General features: G+C 54.3%; 17 protein-coding genes. 14 read left to right on the forward strand and 3 right to left on the reverse strand.

The window, feature by feature from the left end; all coding sequences use genetic code 11:
- The first annotated feature begins 103 nt into the window (after positions 1 to 103).
- The 12 genes from AACU55_RS22820 (at position 104) to AACU55_RS22875 (ending at position 13,309) form a co-directional block, all read left to right on the forward strand.
- Positions 104 to 1,579 (forward strand): MFS transporter, encoded by a 1,476-nt coding sequence (locus tag AACU55_RS22820; protein WP_134706183.1) that lies wholly within the window; start codon positions 104 to 106, stop codon positions 1,577 to 1,579.
- A gap of 198 nt (positions 1,580 to 1,777) precedes the next feature.
- Positions 1,778 to 2,017, forward strand: coding sequence for a hypothetical protein (locus AACU55_RS22825; RefSeq protein ID WP_134706184.1), 240 nt, complete (start codon positions 1,778 to 1,780; stop codon positions 2,015 to 2,017).
- 65 nt (positions 2,018 to 2,082) lie between these two features.
- Positions 2,083 to 2,676, forward strand: coding sequence for a hypothetical protein (locus AACU55_RS22830; protein WP_037034841.1), 594 nt, complete (start codon positions 2,083 to 2,085; stop codon positions 2,674 to 2,676).
- A gap of 96 nt (positions 2,677 to 2,772) precedes the next feature.
- Entirely contained in the window at positions 2,773 to 4,467 is a 1,695-nt protein-coding gene (locus AACU55_RS22835; RefSeq protein ID WP_013575150.1) for a methyl-accepting chemotaxis protein, read from the forward strand.
- Positions 4,468 to 4,588: 121 nt separating this feature from the next.
- A complete protein-coding gene (locus AACU55_RS22840; protein ID WP_134706185.1) occupies positions 4,589 to 6,259 on the forward strand; it encodes a methyl-accepting chemotaxis protein in 1,671 nt (556 codons plus the stop codon).
- Positions 6,260 to 6,321: 62 nt separating this feature from the next.
- A complete protein-coding gene (gene cheR / locus AACU55_RS22845) occupies positions 6,322 to 7,194 on the forward strand; it encodes a protein-glutamate O-methyltransferase CheR (protein ID WP_013575152.1) in 873 nt (290 codons plus the stop codon).
- The gene (locus tag AACU55_RS22850; RefSeq protein WP_013575153.1) at positions 7,194 to 8,243 is read left to right on the forward strand and encodes a protein-glutamate methylesterase/protein-glutamine glutaminase; all 1,050 of its coding nucleotides are present in this window, start codon (positions 7,194 to 7,196) and stop codon (positions 8,241 to 8,243) included. Before cheR ends, AACU55_RS22850 begins: the two co-directional genes overlap by 1 nt.
- Positions 8,244 to 8,289: 46 nt before the next feature.
- The gene (gene cheY / locus AACU55_RS22855) at positions 8,290 to 8,679 is read left to right on the forward strand and encodes a chemotaxis response regulator CheY (protein ID WP_013575154.1); all 390 of its coding nucleotides are present in this window, start codon (positions 8,290 to 8,292) and stop codon (positions 8,677 to 8,679) included.
- A 10-nt stretch (positions 8,680 to 8,689) separates the two neighbouring features.
- Positions 8,690 to 9,334: a protein phosphatase CheZ gene (gene cheZ / locus AACU55_RS22860; RefSeq protein WP_013575155.1), complete on the forward strand. Its 645-nt coding sequence runs from the start codon at positions 8,690 to 8,692 to the stop codon at positions 9,332 to 9,334.
- Positions 9,335 to 9,659: 325 nt separating this feature from the next.
- Positions 9,660 to 10,814, forward strand: a complete 1,155-nt coding sequence (gene flhB, locus AACU55_RS22865; RefSeq protein WP_013575156.1) for a flagellar biosynthesis protein FlhB — start codon at positions 9,660 to 9,662, stop codon at positions 10,812 to 10,814.
- Positions 10,807 to 12,891: a flagellar biosynthesis protein FlhA gene (gene flhA / locus AACU55_RS22870; protein WP_037034835.1), complete on the forward strand. Its 2,085-nt coding sequence runs from the start codon at positions 10,807 to 10,809 to the stop codon at positions 12,889 to 12,891. Before flhB ends, flhA begins: the two co-directional genes overlap by 8 nt.
- A 1-nt stretch (position 12,892) precedes the next feature.
- Positions 12,893 to 13,309 (forward strand): flagellar protein FlhE, encoded by a 417-nt coding sequence (locus tag AACU55_RS22875; RefSeq protein WP_134706186.1) that lies wholly within the window; start codon positions 12,893 to 12,895, stop codon positions 13,307 to 13,309.
- A 481-nt stretch (positions 13,310 to 13,790) separates the two neighbouring features.
- On the opposite strand, the gene AACU55_RS22880 is transcribed toward AACU55_RS22875, so the two are convergent.
- From AACU55_RS22880 to flgA, 3 genes are all read right to left on the reverse strand, one after another.
- Complete coding sequence (locus AACU55_RS22880) at positions 13,791 to 14,243, reverse strand: flagella synthesis protein FlgN (RefSeq protein ID WP_013575160.1); 453 nt, start codon at positions 14,241 to 14,243, stop codon at positions 13,791 to 13,793.
- A gap of 49 nt (positions 14,244 to 14,292) precedes the next feature.
- Entirely contained in the window at positions 14,293 to 14,595 is a 303-nt protein-coding gene (flgM, locus tag AACU55_RS22885) for a flagellar biosynthesis anti-sigma factor FlgM (RefSeq protein ID WP_013575161.1), read from the reverse strand.
- A 159-nt stretch (positions 14,596 to 14,754) separates the two neighbouring features.
- The gene (gene flgA / locus AACU55_RS22890; protein WP_015689767.1) at positions 14,755 to 15,486 is read right to left on the reverse strand and encodes a flagellar basal body P-ring formation chaperone FlgA; all 732 of its coding nucleotides are present in this window, start codon (positions 15,484 to 15,486) and stop codon (positions 14,755 to 14,757) included.
- 164 nt (positions 15,487 to 15,650) lie between these two features.
- Here flgA and flgB point away from each other — a divergent pair, with 164 nt between their 5' ends.
- Both flgB and flgC read left to right on the forward strand, forming a co-directional pair.
- The gene (gene flgB, locus AACU55_RS22895) at positions 15,651 to 16,061 is read left to right on the forward strand and encodes a flagellar basal body rod protein FlgB (RefSeq protein WP_013575163.1); all 411 of its coding nucleotides are present in this window, start codon (positions 15,651 to 15,653) and stop codon (positions 16,059 to 16,061) included.
- Positions 16,062 to 16,067: 6 nt separating this feature from the next.
- On the forward strand, positions 16,068 to 16,472 hold the full coding sequence (flgC, locus tag AACU55_RS22900; protein WP_013575164.1) for a flagellar basal body rod protein FlgC: 405 nt from the start codon (positions 16,068 to 16,070) through the stop codon (positions 16,470 to 16,472).
- Positions 16,473 to 16,481: the final 9 nt, after the last annotated feature.

Below are 16,481 nucleotides of genomic sequence, written 5' to 3' on the forward strand. Positions count from 1 at the left end.
CCTCAGGTTGGCACGATCTTGACGATACATGGCATACCGGCAGATTTCTACTCTGACGCCAATCTTCCATGCTATGCGTCTCTTATCCCCGCAGGATTTAATCATGAAAAACACACTCGCACTGATGGCGGTTTGTCTGGCCGCCCTGATGTCGGGGCTGGAAATTTCCAGCGTCCCCGTATTATCACCGGTACTCGAACAGGAACTGCATGCCAGTTTCCGCGAGCTTCAGTGGATCATGAACGCTTACACGCTCGCCTGCACCACGGTACTGATGGCGACCGGTACGCTGGCAGACCGCTATGGACGGAAACGTGTTTTTATCATCAGCATTACAGCGTTCGGGCTGACCTCGCTGATGTGCGGTCTCGCCGGTAGCGCACAATGGCTTATCGCAGGACGTTTTCTTCAGGGACTGAGCGGCGGCGCAATGCTGACCTGCCTGATTGCGATCCTTTCGTCGCAGTTTCCGCAAGGTAAAGCGCGCAGTCAGGCGTTTGCCGCATGGGGGATTACGTTTGGTTTCGGGTTAGGGTTCGGCCCGATCATCGGCGGCACGCTGGTCGCCTGGCTGAGCTGGCGATGGGTGTTTCTGATCCACGTTGTTATCGCCGTACTGACCCTGATTCTGGCGCTGAAAAACGTGGTGGAATCCCGTGACGGACAGGCTAAAAAACTGGATCTGGGGGGATTGATTACCCTTTCGGTCACGGTCTTGGGCGCGACGTTCCTCATTACTCAGGGCAGCAGTCTGGGCTGGAACAGTGTCACAGCAGGCGCCGTTCTGCTGGCTACCGCCGTCAGCGCGGTGATGTTCATCCGCATTGAAAAACACCATCCGCACCCGATGTTTGATTTTTCGGTCTTCCGCGTCCGGGCATTTTCTGGTGCGCTGATGGGGTCGGTAGGGATGAATTTCAGCTTCTGGCCGCTGATGATTTATCTGCCGGTGTATTATCAGGGCGGGCTGGGTTATGGCAGTGTCGCTACCGGTATGGCCCTGCTGGCTTATACGTTACCCACGTTGCTGATGCCACCGCTCGGTGAAAAACTGACAACACGTTTTGGCGCGTCACGTCTGATCCCGCTGGGATTATTCACAATAGGCGCAGGTTTTATGCTGATGCAAATCGCCGTCGTTCATCACCTCAGCTTATTGCCGGGCGCGCTGCTGGCAGGCATTGCGCTGGGGCTGACCAATACGCCGGTCACCAACACCACAACCGGCTCTGTTGCGGCCAACCGCGCGGGAATGGCGTCGGGGATTGATATCAGTGCGCGCCTGATTACCCTGGCGATCAACATTGCGCTCATGGGAAACCTGCTGGTGGCGGGAATTGCCGGGAGCCTGAAAAAAGTCATGCCCGCAGCAGGGGATCTATCTTTGCTGGCAGAACGTATTGCAGGCGGCTCAGCCATTGAAACCCTGCAAAGCGGACTGATTGCGCAGGCACTGACTGATGGCTTTGCAGGCATTCTGCTCTATGGCGCGGCAGGCGTCTGGGTACTGGCACTTCTCAGTTATTTGCTTTTTAACGGCAGGGGGCGGCGTAAAACGGTGTCTTGCGAGCCGTCCTGAGTTTACAAATCCGCGTTGCATATCGTGCAGCGCGTTTTTGCGTAATGTCTTCCATTTACCTGAAAAATAATCATTTTTCCTGCGCATCTTTTTACTGAATATGGCGTGATAGCCCTGCGGGACGGGGCTTCACGGAAATAGTCGTGATGCAAAATGATAATTTGATTAAGTACGACAACTGGCGTACATTGAGGGCTCATGAGTTTGAGAGAGATCAAATGGAAGGTGATCGAATGTTTGAAGAATGGAAATATTGAATTTGAGGCAAGACGCGGGATTCAGCTTAAGAATTTGTTAAGTACGGGTGACATCTCGCCCTTTGAAGTGGCGGCCTTAATCGGCAGGGCATCCGGAGATAATTATCAGGTTCGCCCCTACCATTTTGACAGCAGTATTGATGTCCACATCATCACCGTCAGTAGTGCCGGAGTACCCTAGTACATCAAGTGGTATTTTACAGAGCCCACCAGTGTTTTTATCAGCGTTCATCATTAAGGAAGAATATGATTATTTATAAAGTCGGAGACGAGAAAAAGGCGATGTGTGGCGTCTGTGAGGCTTTTCGCATTGTCAGCTATCAGCTGCGCGATGTGCCGTTTGATGACGGCAGCGGTATGGTGAAAAATATCATCGCGGGCGTATGTAAAACCTGCGACAGCGTTGCGGTGATCCCTTTTCAGTCTGTGCCTGCCATCAAAAAACAGTTGCAGATACAACGCAAAGCCGTGGAAACCCGTGTGCCTGCGCACATGATTGATCTGCTGAATATGGCGAGTGCGGAATTGGGGGCAACCCCTGATTTCGTGCCGTTACTGCTCAAATATTATATTCATCAGCTGGCATCAAACCCTGAAGCGGCCCTGCGCCTGGTGACCTTGCTGACGTCCGAACTGGCGACCGGTCTGGCCAATAAGCGCCTTTCCCTGAAAGGGCGCGAGATCGGTAATGATATCGAAAAACTCAAATCCCTGTCCCAGATCGACAACACCACAGAGTTACTTAAAGGCGTGGTGCTGATGATTCATCACGACCTTCTGGTCAATCCGGATGCCCATCGCATCGCAGTTTTAAAGAGTTTTGTCGCCACCGTTGCCTGATCACTTCCCCCGAAAAAATTTGACCCCCATCACATAAAGTTCCTGTTCTTCCTGCCGATAACTGTTCCAGATAATTCTCATTTGAAAAGGAACAACATGTTTAACCGTATGAAAGTGGTCACGGGCATCGTGATCTTACTGGTGGTCTTCGGTGCTTTACAGTTGGTATCCGGTGGCCTGTTCTTTAAATCGTTAAAGACAGACAAAGATAATTTCACCACGTCTCAGCAAATCCGTTTACAACAGGCAGAATTTAACGCCAGCTGGATTTATCTGCTGCAAACCCGCAACACCCTGAACCGCGCGGGTATCCGTTTCATGCTCGACGCCAACCAGATGGGCAGCGGTGCAACGGTCAAAGAACTGATTGATACCGCCACCAAAGATCTGCAAATCGCCGATCAGCACTTTGCCAGTTATCAAAAAATCCCCGCTGATGCCAGCCAGAACCCGCAATTTGCTGCCGACGCCAAAAAGCAATATCAGGTGCTGCATGACGCGCTTTCGGAACTGATTGAGCTGATTGGTCTGGGGCGTATCAATGACTTCTTCGAACAACCGACTCAGCAGTATCAGGACAACTTCGAAAAAGCTTTCGTCACCTATATCGATCAGAACGACCGTCTGTATAACGAGGCGGTGAAAGTGAGCGAGAATTCCTTTACGCATGCCATATGGATGCTGGGTACCGTGTTGATTGTGCTGGCGATTTTCATCCTGCTGGCCTGGACTGGCGTGCAACGCATCCTGATCCATCCGCTGAAAAATATCGTCGATACCATCCGTAAAATTGCAACCGGTGATCTGACGCACGAAATAGTCGTGAAAAGCCGTAATGAAATCGGCCAGCTTGCCGATAGTCTCAAGTACATGCAGGACGAACTGATCCGCACGGTCTCCGGTGTACGTCATGGCGCTGATGCAATTTACAGCGGTGCGAGCGAGATCTCCGCAGGCAACAGTGATTTGTCTTCACGTACTGAACAGCAGGCGTCTGCGCTGGAAGAAACCGCCGCCAGTATGGAACAGCTGACTGCGACCGTGAAACAGAACGCCGAAAACGCCCGTCAGGCCAGCCAGCTGGCACTGAGCGCGTCCGAAACCGCACAGAAGGGCGGGAAAGTGGTAGCAAACGTGGTCGATACCATGAATGACATCGCCAGCAGCTCGAAAAAGATCACCGACATTACCGGTGTGATCGACGGGATTGCTTTCCAGACCAACATTCTGGCGCTGAACGCCGCCGTTGAAGCGGCGCGTGCAGGTGAGCAGGGCCGTGGATTTGCGGTCGTGGCCGGTGAAGTCCGTACCCTGGCGCAACGCAGCGCGCAGGCAGCAAAAGAAATTAAAGGGCTGATTGATGATTCTGTCAGCCGCATTAATACCGGTTCAGTGCTGGCGGAAAGTGCCGGTGAAACCATGCATGACATGGTGAATGCCGTTACGCGTGTGACTGACATTATGGGCGAAATCACCTCGGCATCGGATGAACAAAGCCGCGGGATTGAGCAGGTCGCACAAGCCATCACTGAAATGGATCGGGTGACGCAGCAGAACGCCTCACTGGTTGAAGAATCCGCGTCCGCTTCTGCGGCGCTGGAAGAGCAGGCGAGCCTGCTGACGCAATCAGTGGCCGTGTTTACGCTGAGCCAGACCGCAAATAACAACGTGCGCCAGAATCCGGCATCTTCGGCGAGGCTGTCTCTGTTGACTCCGAACCTTTCTGGTTCTAAAGCCGGTAAGGGTGGAGCGCAGGGAACAGATTTAACCGAAAACTGGGAAACCTTCTAAGCACGTACATAACATCGCGACCCGAAAGAGTCAGGTTTGCCGTTAACGCAAAGGCAGTCCCGAGTCTGAAGGGTATAAGAATAAAGGTGCCGGTCTGGGCTGGCACCTAATGAGGTTATCCATGTTTAAGCACATCCGTGTGTCCACCTGCATGTTTTTGTTATTGATAGTGTTCTTTGTTATGCAACTGGTTAACAGCGGGTTATCGCTGCAGGCCGCCCACACGGATAAATTGAATTTTGAGCAGATATCCAACACCGCTGAACAGCGTGATGCGCTCAGCCAGTCCTGGTCTTATCTGTTGCAGACCCGTAATACCCTTAACCGCGCGGCAACGCGTCTGGCGCTGAAACAGCCCCAGGAAAACATCACTCAGCTGATGTCGGATGCCAAAGCCAGCCTGAAAAAGGCCGAAGACGCTTACGCTGCATTTCTGGCTCTGCCCCGCAGAACAGAAAAAGCGGTGGCACTGACCGCTGTGAACAAGGCGAGTTATCAGCAACTGCACGATATGTTGCAGACGCTGACTGAACTGCTGTCCAGCGGCGACATGAACGGTTTTCTGAACGGTCCGGCGCAAAAGTATCAGGATCAGTTCCAGAAAGATGTCGGTGATTACACTGCCTACGTCAGTGCCCGCTTCGGGGAAGCGCAAACGCAAACCGCAGCGTCTTACCAGAATGTCATGATCAACACCTCCGTCGCCCTGGTTCTGCTGATTGCCCTGACGGCACTGGCGCTGGTCGTGACCCGCCGCATTCTGTTTACCCCGCTGACCATTATGCGCGGACATTTCGACCGCATCGGGGCCGGTGATATCTCTTCGCCCATCGTTGCAGAAGGGCGCTACGAAATTAAAGTCATGCTGGAAAGCCTGCAGCAGATGCAAACGTCGCTGGCAGACACCGTCCGCACCGTGCGTCACGGCGCTGACACCATGTTCTCCGGCCTGAAAGGGATCGCGGCGGGCAACACTGATTTGTCTTCACGGACTGAACAGCAGGCGTCGGCGCTGGAAGAAACCGCAGCGAGCATGGAACAACTGACCGCCACCGTGAAACAGAATGCCGAGAATGCCCGTCAGGCCACACAACTGGCACGTGATGCGTCGAATACCGCAGAAAAAGGCGGTGAACTGACCGGCAACGTGGTGAAAACCATGAATGATATTGCAGGCAGCTCGAAGAAAATCAGCGCAATCACCAGCGTTATTGATGGCATTGCATTCCAGACCAACATTCTGGCGCTGAACGCGGCGGTTGAAGCGGCACGTGCCGGTGAGCAGGGCCGTGGATTTGCGGTCGTGGCCGGTGAAGTACGAACCCTGGCACAACGCAGCGCACAGGCCGCGAAAGAAATCAAAGCACTGATAGATGAATCTGTCAGCCGCGTCAGTCAGGGTTCCCAACTGGTTGAATCCGCCGGAAATACCATGGATGACATCGTTCGTGCTGTCACCCGCGTAACTGACATCATGGGCGAAATCGCCTCGGCGTCTGACGAACAAAGTCGTGGCATCGAACAGGTATCGATTGCCGTGACCCAAATGGATCAGGTTACACAGCAAAACGCCACGCTGGTTCAGCAGGCCGCTTCTTCCACGCATGCGCTGGAAATCGAGTCTGAAAATCTGACCCGTGCGGTATCGGTGTTTCGCCTTGCCACCACTGACGGCGCAGGTCAACGCCGCAGCGGACAGGCTCAGGGCCTGACATCCCGCCAGGTGGCCCAACCCGCATTACTTCCGGCAACCGCAGGCGCGGTATCGGCAGATAACTGGGAAACATTCTGATACCAGATGAAGAGTGAATTGGGTACCCGTTACACCACCTGTCCCTCTAATGGAGCTGCACCATGAATCAACCAGGCTCGCCAATGAGTGCTGATAACACTTCGATCATGGCACAGATGATCCAGCGTTTACCGCTGTCCGATACCCATTTTCGCCGGATAAGTGAGCTTATCTATCAGCGCGCGGGTATTGTGCTGGCGGATCACAAACGCGAAATGGTCTACAACCGCCTGGTCCGGCGGTTGCGGATACTCGGGCTTAATGATTTCACCAGCTATATGGCGCTGCTGGAAAACGACAGCAACAGTCCGGAATGGCAGGCGTTTATTAATGCGCTGACCACTAACCTGACGGCGTTTTTCCGCGAAGCGCATCACTTCCCGATCCTGGCAGAGCATGCCCGTTCGCGTCCGAACAGTTACAGCGTCTGGAGCACGGCGGCGTCGACCGGCGAAGAACCCTATTCCATCGCCATGACGCTGAGTGAAGCGCTGGGGCCGCGGATGGCAAGCTGCCGCATTCAGGCCAGTGATATCGATACGCAGGTGCTTGAGAAAGCCACCGCCGGGGTTTACCGCCTCGAAGAACTGCGCACGCTCAGCCCGCAGCAGTTACAGAAATTTTTCCTCAAAGGCACAGGCCCGCACAGTGGCCTGGTGCGTGTGCGTCCCGAACTGGCGCAGATGGTGGCTTTCCAGCAACTGAATCTGCTGGCGAACCAGTGGCAGCTGAACGGTCCGTTTGATGCAATTTTCTGCCGTAATGTGATGATTTATTTCGATAAAGAAACGCAGGAGAAAATTTTACGCCGATTTGTTCCGTTACTTAAACCGGGTGGCCTGATGTTTGCCGGACACTCCGAAAACTTCAGCCAAATCAGCCGGGAATTTTATTTGCGCGGTCAGACTGTCTATGGCCTCGCCAAGGAGAGGTAATGAATAAAATCAGAGTGTTGAGCGTCGATGACTCGGCGTTAATGCGTCAGCTGATGACGGAAATCATCAACAGCCATCCGGATATGGAAATGGTCGCGACCGCCCCCGATCCGCTGGTGGCGCGTGATCTCATCAAGAAATTCAACCCGGACGTGCTGACGCTGGATGTTGAAATGCCGCGTATGGACGGCCTGGATTTTCTCGAAAAGCTGATGCGTCTGCGTCCGATGCCGGTGGTGATGGTCTCCTCACTGACCGGCAAAGGCTCGGAAATTACCCTGCGTGCACTGGAGCTTGGCGCGATTGACTTTGTGACCAAACCGCAACTGGGTATCCGTGAAGGTATGCTGGCCTACAGCGAGATGATTGCCGATAAAATCCGCACGGCCTCAAAAGCGCGTCTGAACAAAAGCGTCAACATTGATCAGCCGCGTATTCTCAGCCATACGCCGCTGCTGAGCAGTGAAAAACTGATTGCCATCGGTTCATCAACAGGCGGCACAGAGGCTATCCGCCACGTGCTGCAACCGCTGCCGCCGACCTGTCCGGCGCTGATGATTACCCAGCATATGCCACCGGGTTTCACCCGTTCTTTCGCCGACCGTCTGAACAAGTTATGTCAGATCACGGTGAAAGAAGCGGAAGACGGAGAGCGTGTTTTGCCGGGCCATGCGTATATCGCACCGGGTGACAGACATATGGAACTCACGCGCAGTGGCGCCAACTACCAGGTTAAGTTGAACGACGGTCCGGCGGTGAACCGCCATCGTCCGTCGGTCGACGTTTTATTCCGTTCGGTGGCGCAGTTTGCCGGACGCAATGCCGTTGGGGTGATCCTGACGGGAATGGGCAATGACGGCGCCGCCGGCATGCTTGAGATGCACCGCGCAGGGGCTTACACCCTTGCACAAAACGAAGCCAGTTGTGTGGTGTTCGGTATGCCCCGTGAGGCTATCGCCACCGGTGGCGTAAACGAAGTGGTGGATCTCAGCCAAATCAGCCAGCGGATGCTGGCGCAAATATCAGCCGGTCAGGCATTACGTATTTAATTTTTCAGCCTTGTGCTGGGTAGCAAACCTTAGGAGTAGATAAAACATGGCCGATCCAAATCTGAGATTTCTGGTAGTAGACGATTTCTCTACCATGCGTCGTATCGTGCGCAACCTGCTGAAAGAGCTGGGCTTCAACAACGTTGAAGAAGCAGAAGACGGTGTTGATGCGCTGAACAAACTGCGCGCCGGGGGCTTTGACTTCGTGGTATCCGACTGGAACATGCCCAACATGGACGGTCTGGATCTGCTGAAAACCATCCGTGCTGACGCTGCGCTGGGCAAGTTGCCGGTGCTGATGGTAACCGCAGAAGCGAAGAAAGAAAACATCGTCGCCGCCGCACAGGCCGGGGCCAGTGGTTATGTGGTTAAACCCTTTACCGCCGCCACGCTGGAAGAAAAACTGGGCAAAATCTTCGAAAAACTGGGCATGTAGGAGTCCGTATATGGCAGAGATACCAATGCCTGCAAATGATGCAGCAACCGCGGGCGAAATTATCGCCCGCATTGGGCAACTGACCCGTATGTTGCGTGACAGCATGCGTGAACTTGGTCTGGATCAGGCCATTGCTCAGGCAGCCGAAGCAATTCCGGATGCCCGCGATCGTCTTGATTATGTTGTCACCATGACGGCTCAGGCGGCTGAACGCGCCCTGAACTGTGTTGAGGCTGCGCAGCCTCGTCAGAACAAACTTGAATCTGCCGCGAAGAAACTTGATAAGCGTTGGGATGAATGGTTTGAAAATCCGATTGAATTATCGGATGCCCGCGAGCTGGTCACGGACACCCGCAGCTACCTGAAAGAAATCCCTGAGCACACCAGTTTTACCAATGCTCAGTTGATGGAAATCATGATGGCACAGGACTTCCAGGATCTGACCGGTCAGGTCATTAAACGCATGATGACCGTGGTACAGGAAATCGAAAATCAGCTGTTAATGGTGCTGATGGAAAATATTCCTGAACAACAGGCTAAAGCGAAGCGTGAAAATGACAGCCTGCTGAACGGCCCGCAACTCGATTCCAACGGTGTCGGTGTTGTGGCCTCACAAGAACAGGTAGACGATCTGCTGGATTCATTAGGTTTTTGATGTGCCAGCACGTCAGCAATAAACACCTCTCCGTCTCGCACTGAGGGGTGTTTTCCTTATCTGGAATTTTTACAAATAAATTCATCTGCTGAATAGCCGCCATTTTTCCTCTCTAATTCACCAATAAGACTTCGCCGCTTTTGTCATGCTATCCCTGCGTCATTGAATCTGTAGCGTCGTTCGTTCACCCGAATCACTGACTCATATCAGCTCATCGGGATCCTCTCGCTTGCTGCCTTGCTACAACTCCAGTGACGTTGGGAGTTTGCATGAAATTGTGCCCGTCGTGTTTTACATGCCGGGTAAACCCTGACAGGAACCGCCGGTGGCTGAAGAAAGCGATCTCGAAAAAAGTGAGGCCCCCACCGCACACCGGCTTGAAAAAGCGCGTGAGGAAGGGCAGATACCGCGCTCGCGCGAACTGACCTCAATTCTGATGCTGGGAGGCGGCTTAACGCTGCTGTGGATGTCGGGCGAATCCATGGCGCGGCAGCTTGGCGTGATGATTTCGCAAGGGCTTAAGTTTGATCACGGCATGGTCAGCGATGACCGGCAGGTTTTGCAGCAGATGGCGACGCTGCTGGGCCGCGCAGTCTGGGCATTATTGCCGGTGATCGGCGGCCTGATTTTGATCGCACTCGCCGCGCCGCTGTTACTCGGCGGCCTGATGTTCAGCGGCAAATCCTTTGAGTTCAAGTTCAGCCGTATGGATCCGATTGCCGGTTTGAAACGTTTATTCTCCGGTCAGGTGCTGGCGGAACTGCTGAAAGCCGTTCTGAAAGCCTTGCTGGTCGGCACCGTCGCCGGGTTGTATTTGTGGCATAAATGGCCGGACATGATGCGCCTCATGGCGCAACCGACCATTCCCGCACTGGGTGAAGCGCTGAACATGGTGGTGTTCTGCGGGCTGATGGTGGTACTGGGATTAACGCCGATGGTGGGTTTCGACGTGTTCTGGCAAATCTGGAGCAACCTGAAAAAGCTGCGCATGAGCAAGCAGGATATCCGCGACGAACATAAAAGTCAGGAAGGTGACCCGCACGTTAAAGGGCGTATCCGCCAGCAGCAACGTGCGATGGCCAGGCGCCGCATGATGGCCGATGTGCCCAAAGCGGACGTTATCGTGACCAACCCGACGCACTACGCCGTTGCGCTGCAATACAGTGAAAACAAAATGAGTGCACCGAAAGTACTGGCGAAAGGCGCGGGAGACGTGGCGCTGCGCATCAGGGAACTCGGTGTCGAGCACAAAATTCCGATGCTGGAAGCGCCGCCTCTGGCGCGTGCGCTTTACCGGCACAGTGACATTGGTCAGCAAATTCCGGCGACGCTGTATGCCGCCGTGGCTGAAGTTCTGGCCTGGGTTTATCAGCTGAAACGCTGGAAGCGCGAAGGCGGGCTGATCCCGAAAAAACCTCAACATTTACCAGTCCCTGAAGGTCTGGATTTTGCAGCAGGAGAGAGTGATACCCATGGCTAATCTGGCCGCGATACTGCGTTTACCCGCCAACTTTAAGTCCGGACAATGGCAGGTACTGGCAGGCCCAATTCTTATCCTGATCATCCTGTCGATGATGGTGTTGCCGTTACCACCGTTCATCCTTGACCTGCTGTTCACCTTTAACATTGCGTTATCCATCATGGTGTTGCTGGTGGCAATGTTTACCCAGCGCACGCTGGATTTCGCGGCATTCCCGACCATTCTGCTGTTTTCCACCTTATTACGCCTGTCGCTGAACGTTGCCTCAACCCGTGTGATCCTGCTGGAAGGGCATACCGGCGGCGCGGCCGCGGGGCGGGTGATTGAAGCCTTCGGTCACTTCCTGGTCGGCGGCAACTTCGCCATCGGTATCGTGGTGTTTATCATCCTGGTGCTGATCAACTTCATGGTTATCACCAAAGGTGCCGGGCGTATTGCCGAAGTGGGCGCGCGTTTTGTGCTTGACGGGATGCCCGGCAAACAGATGGCGATTGATGCGGATCTGAACGCCGGTCTGATTGGCGAAGACGAAGCGAAAAAACGCCGCAGCGACGTGACGCAGGAAGCGGACTTCTACGGTTCAATGGACGGTGCAAGTAAATTCGTGCGGGGTGACGCCGTTGCCGGTCTGATGATCATGATCATCAACGTCGTCGGCGGCCTGCTGGTGGGTGTGTTGCAACACGGTATGGATCTCGGCCATGCGGCTGAAAGCTATACGCTGCTGACCATCGGTGACGGTCTGGTTGCGCAGATCCCGGCGCTGGTTATCTCTACTGCAGCCGGTGTTATCGTCACCCGCGTCGGCACCAACGAAGACGTCGGCGAGCAGATGGTCACCCAGTTGTTCCGCAATCCGCGCGTCATGATGCTGAGTGCCGGTGTTCTGGGGTTACTCGGTATGGTGCCGGGCATGCCGAACTTTGTCTTCCTGATGTTCACCGCCGGGCTGCTGGCGCTGGCGTGGTGGACTCGCGGTCAGGAGCTGAAAAAACCGACCACCGCAGCGGCCGCACCGGCCGTGGCAGACAACGGTAAACAAATGGTAGAAGCCAGCTGGCAGGATGTTCAGCTTGAAGACCCGCTGGGTATGGAAGTGGGCTACCGTCTGATCCCGATGGTGGACTTCGCCCAAAACGGCGAGCTGCTGGGACGTATCCGCAGTATCCGTAAAAAATTCGCACAGGAAATGGGCTATCTGCCGCCGGTTATTCATATTCGCGATAACCTCGAACTGCCGCCAGCGGGCTACCGTATCCTGATGAAAGGCGTGGAAATCGGCACGGGTGCGGCGCATCCGGGCCGCTGGATGGCGATCAACCCGGGCAGCGCGATTGGCGAATTGCCAGGCGAAGCGACGGTTGATCCGGCATTCGGGCTGGCGGCGGTCTGGATTGAACCTGCTATGCGTGAGCAGGCACAAATTCAGGGTTATACCGTGGTGGAAGCCAGTACCGTGGTCGCAACGCATCTGAATCACCTGATCAGCATGCACGCCAAAGAACTGTTTGGCCGTCAGGAAACGCAGGAACTGATGGAACGTGTCACTAAAGAAATGCCGAAGCTGACGGAAGATTTCATTCCGGGCATCATTTCCCTGACCAATATGCACAAAGTGTTGCAGAACCTGTTATCTGAACGCGTTTCGATCCGCGATATGCGCACCATTGTTGAAACACTGGCGGAATATGCCCCGAACCAGCCGGATCCTAACGAACTGACGTCCGTGGTGCGTGTTGCGCTCGGCAGGGCGATTACCCAGCAGTGGTTCCCGGGCAGCGGTGAAGTGCAGGTTATCGGACTGGATACCTCCCTGGAACGTCTGCTGTTACAGGCGCTGCAAAGCGGCGGTGGTCTGGAACCGGGTCTGGCTGAACGTTTGCTGACCCAGTCCGAGGCGGCATTACAACGTCAGGATATGCTCAGTGCGCCACCGGTTCTGCTGGTGAACCACGCACTGCGTCCGCTGCTGTCACGCTTCCTGCGCCGTTCACTGCCCAATATCGTCGTGATGTCGAATCTGGAAATGAGCGACAGCCGCCAGATCCGCATGACCGCCACCATCGGCGGTGAATAACATGCGCCGCGCCACACTGTTGTTGCTGACTACACTGAGCCTGCCCGCGCTGGCCGCGTCCGGTTCATGGTCCGATACCCAGCGCGGCGTGGTGCTGCAAAACCGTGGCGTGATGATGTCGTCGGGCGCGTTAGCACCGCCGGCATCCGCGCCCGTGCGCAGTTCAGGTTCCGCAACCATCACAACCCTAAGCTGGAAATATGAAGTGCTCGGCGCAAGACCCGCCGGTTTACAGGTCAGACTCTGCAACACCATGAATCACTGCATCAATCTGGACGCCGAAGGCGGGGTGACAAAATCGTTTTACGGCCAGTCCGCCACTTCACCATTAAGACTGGTTTATTTTGTCCCCGGCGCTGGCGCAATGAATACGCCGCTGCGGGTGATCAGTAATGAAGTGATCGTGAACTATCAGTAAGCCCTCCACCGGCTCTAGTAATCCCTGAAAACCTTCCGGACGCCGTCTCCCATTCTCAATGTTTGCCCATTTTATCTGTATGGATGTTCAGCTATCACCGGAACTCATCTGGCCGGGTCGCTACACCAGGATCACCTGTAACTGAGAACGGCTCCCTCCCCTGCGAAGGGGAGGGTTGGGGTGGGGTATTAAATAAAAATCAATATGTTGAAGTTTGCACTGACCAGGTGTTAGCCCTTAAAACCCCCTCCCAACCTCCCCCTTCGCAGGGGGAGGAGCCAGGCAAGCCGCGCTGACAACTTATCTGAACCGGGGGCAGGGCAAAGCCCAGCAGGCAAGCCATTCTGCTCATCAGACGGGTGGAAACAGATCGGGATAAATCAGAAGACTGGCTAATCTGACAGAGGTATCAGCAGAGGTCGGGATGTGAATCGCGGGGGAAATACGAATACGGAGGGGAAACCGTTCCCCTCGTCTGGCGTTAAACGGAGATCTTCCTGACGGTTTGCCCCGATACGGTTTCCTGCCCGTTCGGTCCGTAGAATTTCTGCGTCTGACTGGCGTTAAGGATCGCCAGCGCCTCGGTGTTATAGGCGATTTGTTTGCCCAGTAACATGCCGTTGTGACGATTTATCTGACTCAGCCTGGCGGTCATTTGCACAATATCTTGCCACATCGCGGCGATTTCCGGCTGACTCTGCCCTTGTGGATCTGAGTAGGGTGCGGTTTGTCTGAGGCGTTCGTCATGCTGACGACGCTGTTTATCAAGATAGTCTACCGTGGCTAACAATGAACTTTTCTGCTCGGTTATATGCTGCAAGGCTGCACCATTTACGCGGCCTGAGCACAGTATCGTTTGTTCGTGATTAATCACCTGATCCAGCGCTTGCAACGTTTCAACCAAGGTAGTCATGGTCTTGATAAAGTTCTTCATCGGGCCTTATTACCTTCCAACTTTTTGTCTTCACACTGAGGTCTTCAGCTTAAAGACCTTTGAGATAATCCTGCGTGTCCTGTAACAAAGCATCAGCGATTTTGCCGGTATCCATCGTCAGTTTACCGTCGCGGATAGCTTGTTTCAGTTCTTCGACACGTGCCGTGTTAATGTCCTGCGCACTTGACTGAGTCAGAGATGCCTGTGCTGAACTCAGGGTCACCGCCGTACCGCTGGTGGTGGTGCCAGAAACAGTGCCTTCTTTACGCGTGTTCTGTACTGAAGCTTCAGACGGTTCGCGTTGCTGGATCGAGGTTAAAGGTGAAACACCTTGAGTACGATCGATAGCCATAAATTTCTTCTCCAGTATGGGGATCAGGGTTTTGAACATCTCATGAAAACCCTTAAAAATGCCGTCGCGGACGACTCTGATACGTGTGTTATCGACATGTGGCGAAATAACTTTAGCTTTTATTGCAGCTTTTTGCAGAACAACGGCTGCACTTTAGGATTATATCGTCACTGTCACAGACCCATCTGAGCCTACTGTTCCGTTCACAATTGCACCTGACGGCATTCTGATCCGCACTGATTCATTCGCTGCAGCATTGTTCATCGCCTTACCGGCACTCGATACATTAAAACCACTGCCTGTTGCCTGAACCTGAACTTCCTGCCCCGCATGCACCATCCAAGGACGGCGCAGCATGGATAAGGTTAACGGCTGGCCGATGCTGATGTTTCGCAGCGTGATGCCATTCACCGCCTGTTGACTGTCAAGAATGGTTTTCGGTGGCAGCAGATCCAGTCGCCCGGTTTTTTGTTGCATATCGGTTTGTGTCAGGTGAGCGCCCGCTGGCACGTTCTTCGCCGCCACCCAGTACGTTCCGCTGACCTGCACTTTGGTCTGTACGTAACTTTTCTTGCCGTTACAGTTCACCGCCACGGAGACATTGCCCCAGGTGCGACTGTTCGGTGAAAGCATAAATTGTGGTGATAAACATTGGGGCTGACGCGCCGCCGGGGTGTTCACGACCACGGTCACCTGCATTCCGCTTTCAGCATATTGCTGGCGGAAGAACTGCTGAATTTGCGAGGACAGCAGTGTATCGCTATTGGACGAGGCCGGCACGCTTTTGACTTGCACTGGCAAAGACTGCGCATAGCTCACAGCACCAGACGTCGCACCGGTCATGATGCAGCCCAGCGTAATGCCTGTACGACATATTTTCAGCATGTTCATTCGCGTTTTACCTTTGTGCCAACCTACTACTGGCCACAAGTCTACGCTCACTTTGCAATTCCTAAAGGGACAAATAGCGCCCGATTTCATGCTTATTCAGACGATAGCCAGTTGACACTCGCATTTATGCTGTCGACTCCAAAATCTCACTTTGCGGAGGGCGCATGCTCGACAAATTGAACGCCGCACTACAGTTCCAACAGGAAGCGCTCAACCTGCGCGCCCAGCGGCAAGAAATTCTTTCAGCCAATATCGCTAACGCCGACACCCCAGGGTATCAGGCGCGCGATATCGATTTTGCCAGTCAGTTGCAGAAGGTGATGGAGCAGGGACGTGCGAGCGGCAGCGGCATCTCCTTGTCTCTGACGTCTGACCGCCATATCCCGGCGTCCAACGTACAGCCTGCTGATATGGATCTGATGTACCGGATCCCTGACCAGCCATCGGCAGATGGCAACACGGTCGATATGGACCGTGAACGTACCAATTTTGCGGATAACAGCGTGCGCTATCAGACCGATTTGACCGTTCTCGGCGGGCAAATCAAAGGGATGATGTCGGTGCTGCAAGGATAATAGCCCATGTCAATGCTTGGTATTTTTGATATCGCCGGTTCTGCGCTGGCCGCGCAGTCTCAGCGCCTGAACGTCAGCGCCAGTAACATGGCCAACGCCGACAGCGTCACCGGCCCGGACGGTAAGCCGTATAAAGCGAAGCAGGTGGTTTTCCAGGTGGATGCGGCACCGGGTCAGGAAACCGGCGGCGTGAAAGTGGCGCAGGTCGTTGATGACCCGGCACCCATGCGCATGGTGTATGAGCCGGGCAATCCGATGGCGGATGCAAAAGGCTATGTGCAGATGCCAAACGTAGATGTGGTCAGCGAAATGGTGAACACCATCTCCGCTTCCCGCAGTTATCAGGCCAACGTCGAAGTGCTTAACACCACCAAGTCGTTGATGATGAAAACCCTCACTCTGGGGCAATAGCGGAGCGAA

The sequence above is a fragment of the Rahnella sp. CJA17(1/100) genome, assembly GCF_963881615.1.
GTDB classification, from domain to species: domain Bacteria; phylum Pseudomonadota; class Gammaproteobacteria; order Enterobacterales; family Enterobacteriaceae; genus Rahnella; species Rahnella aceris.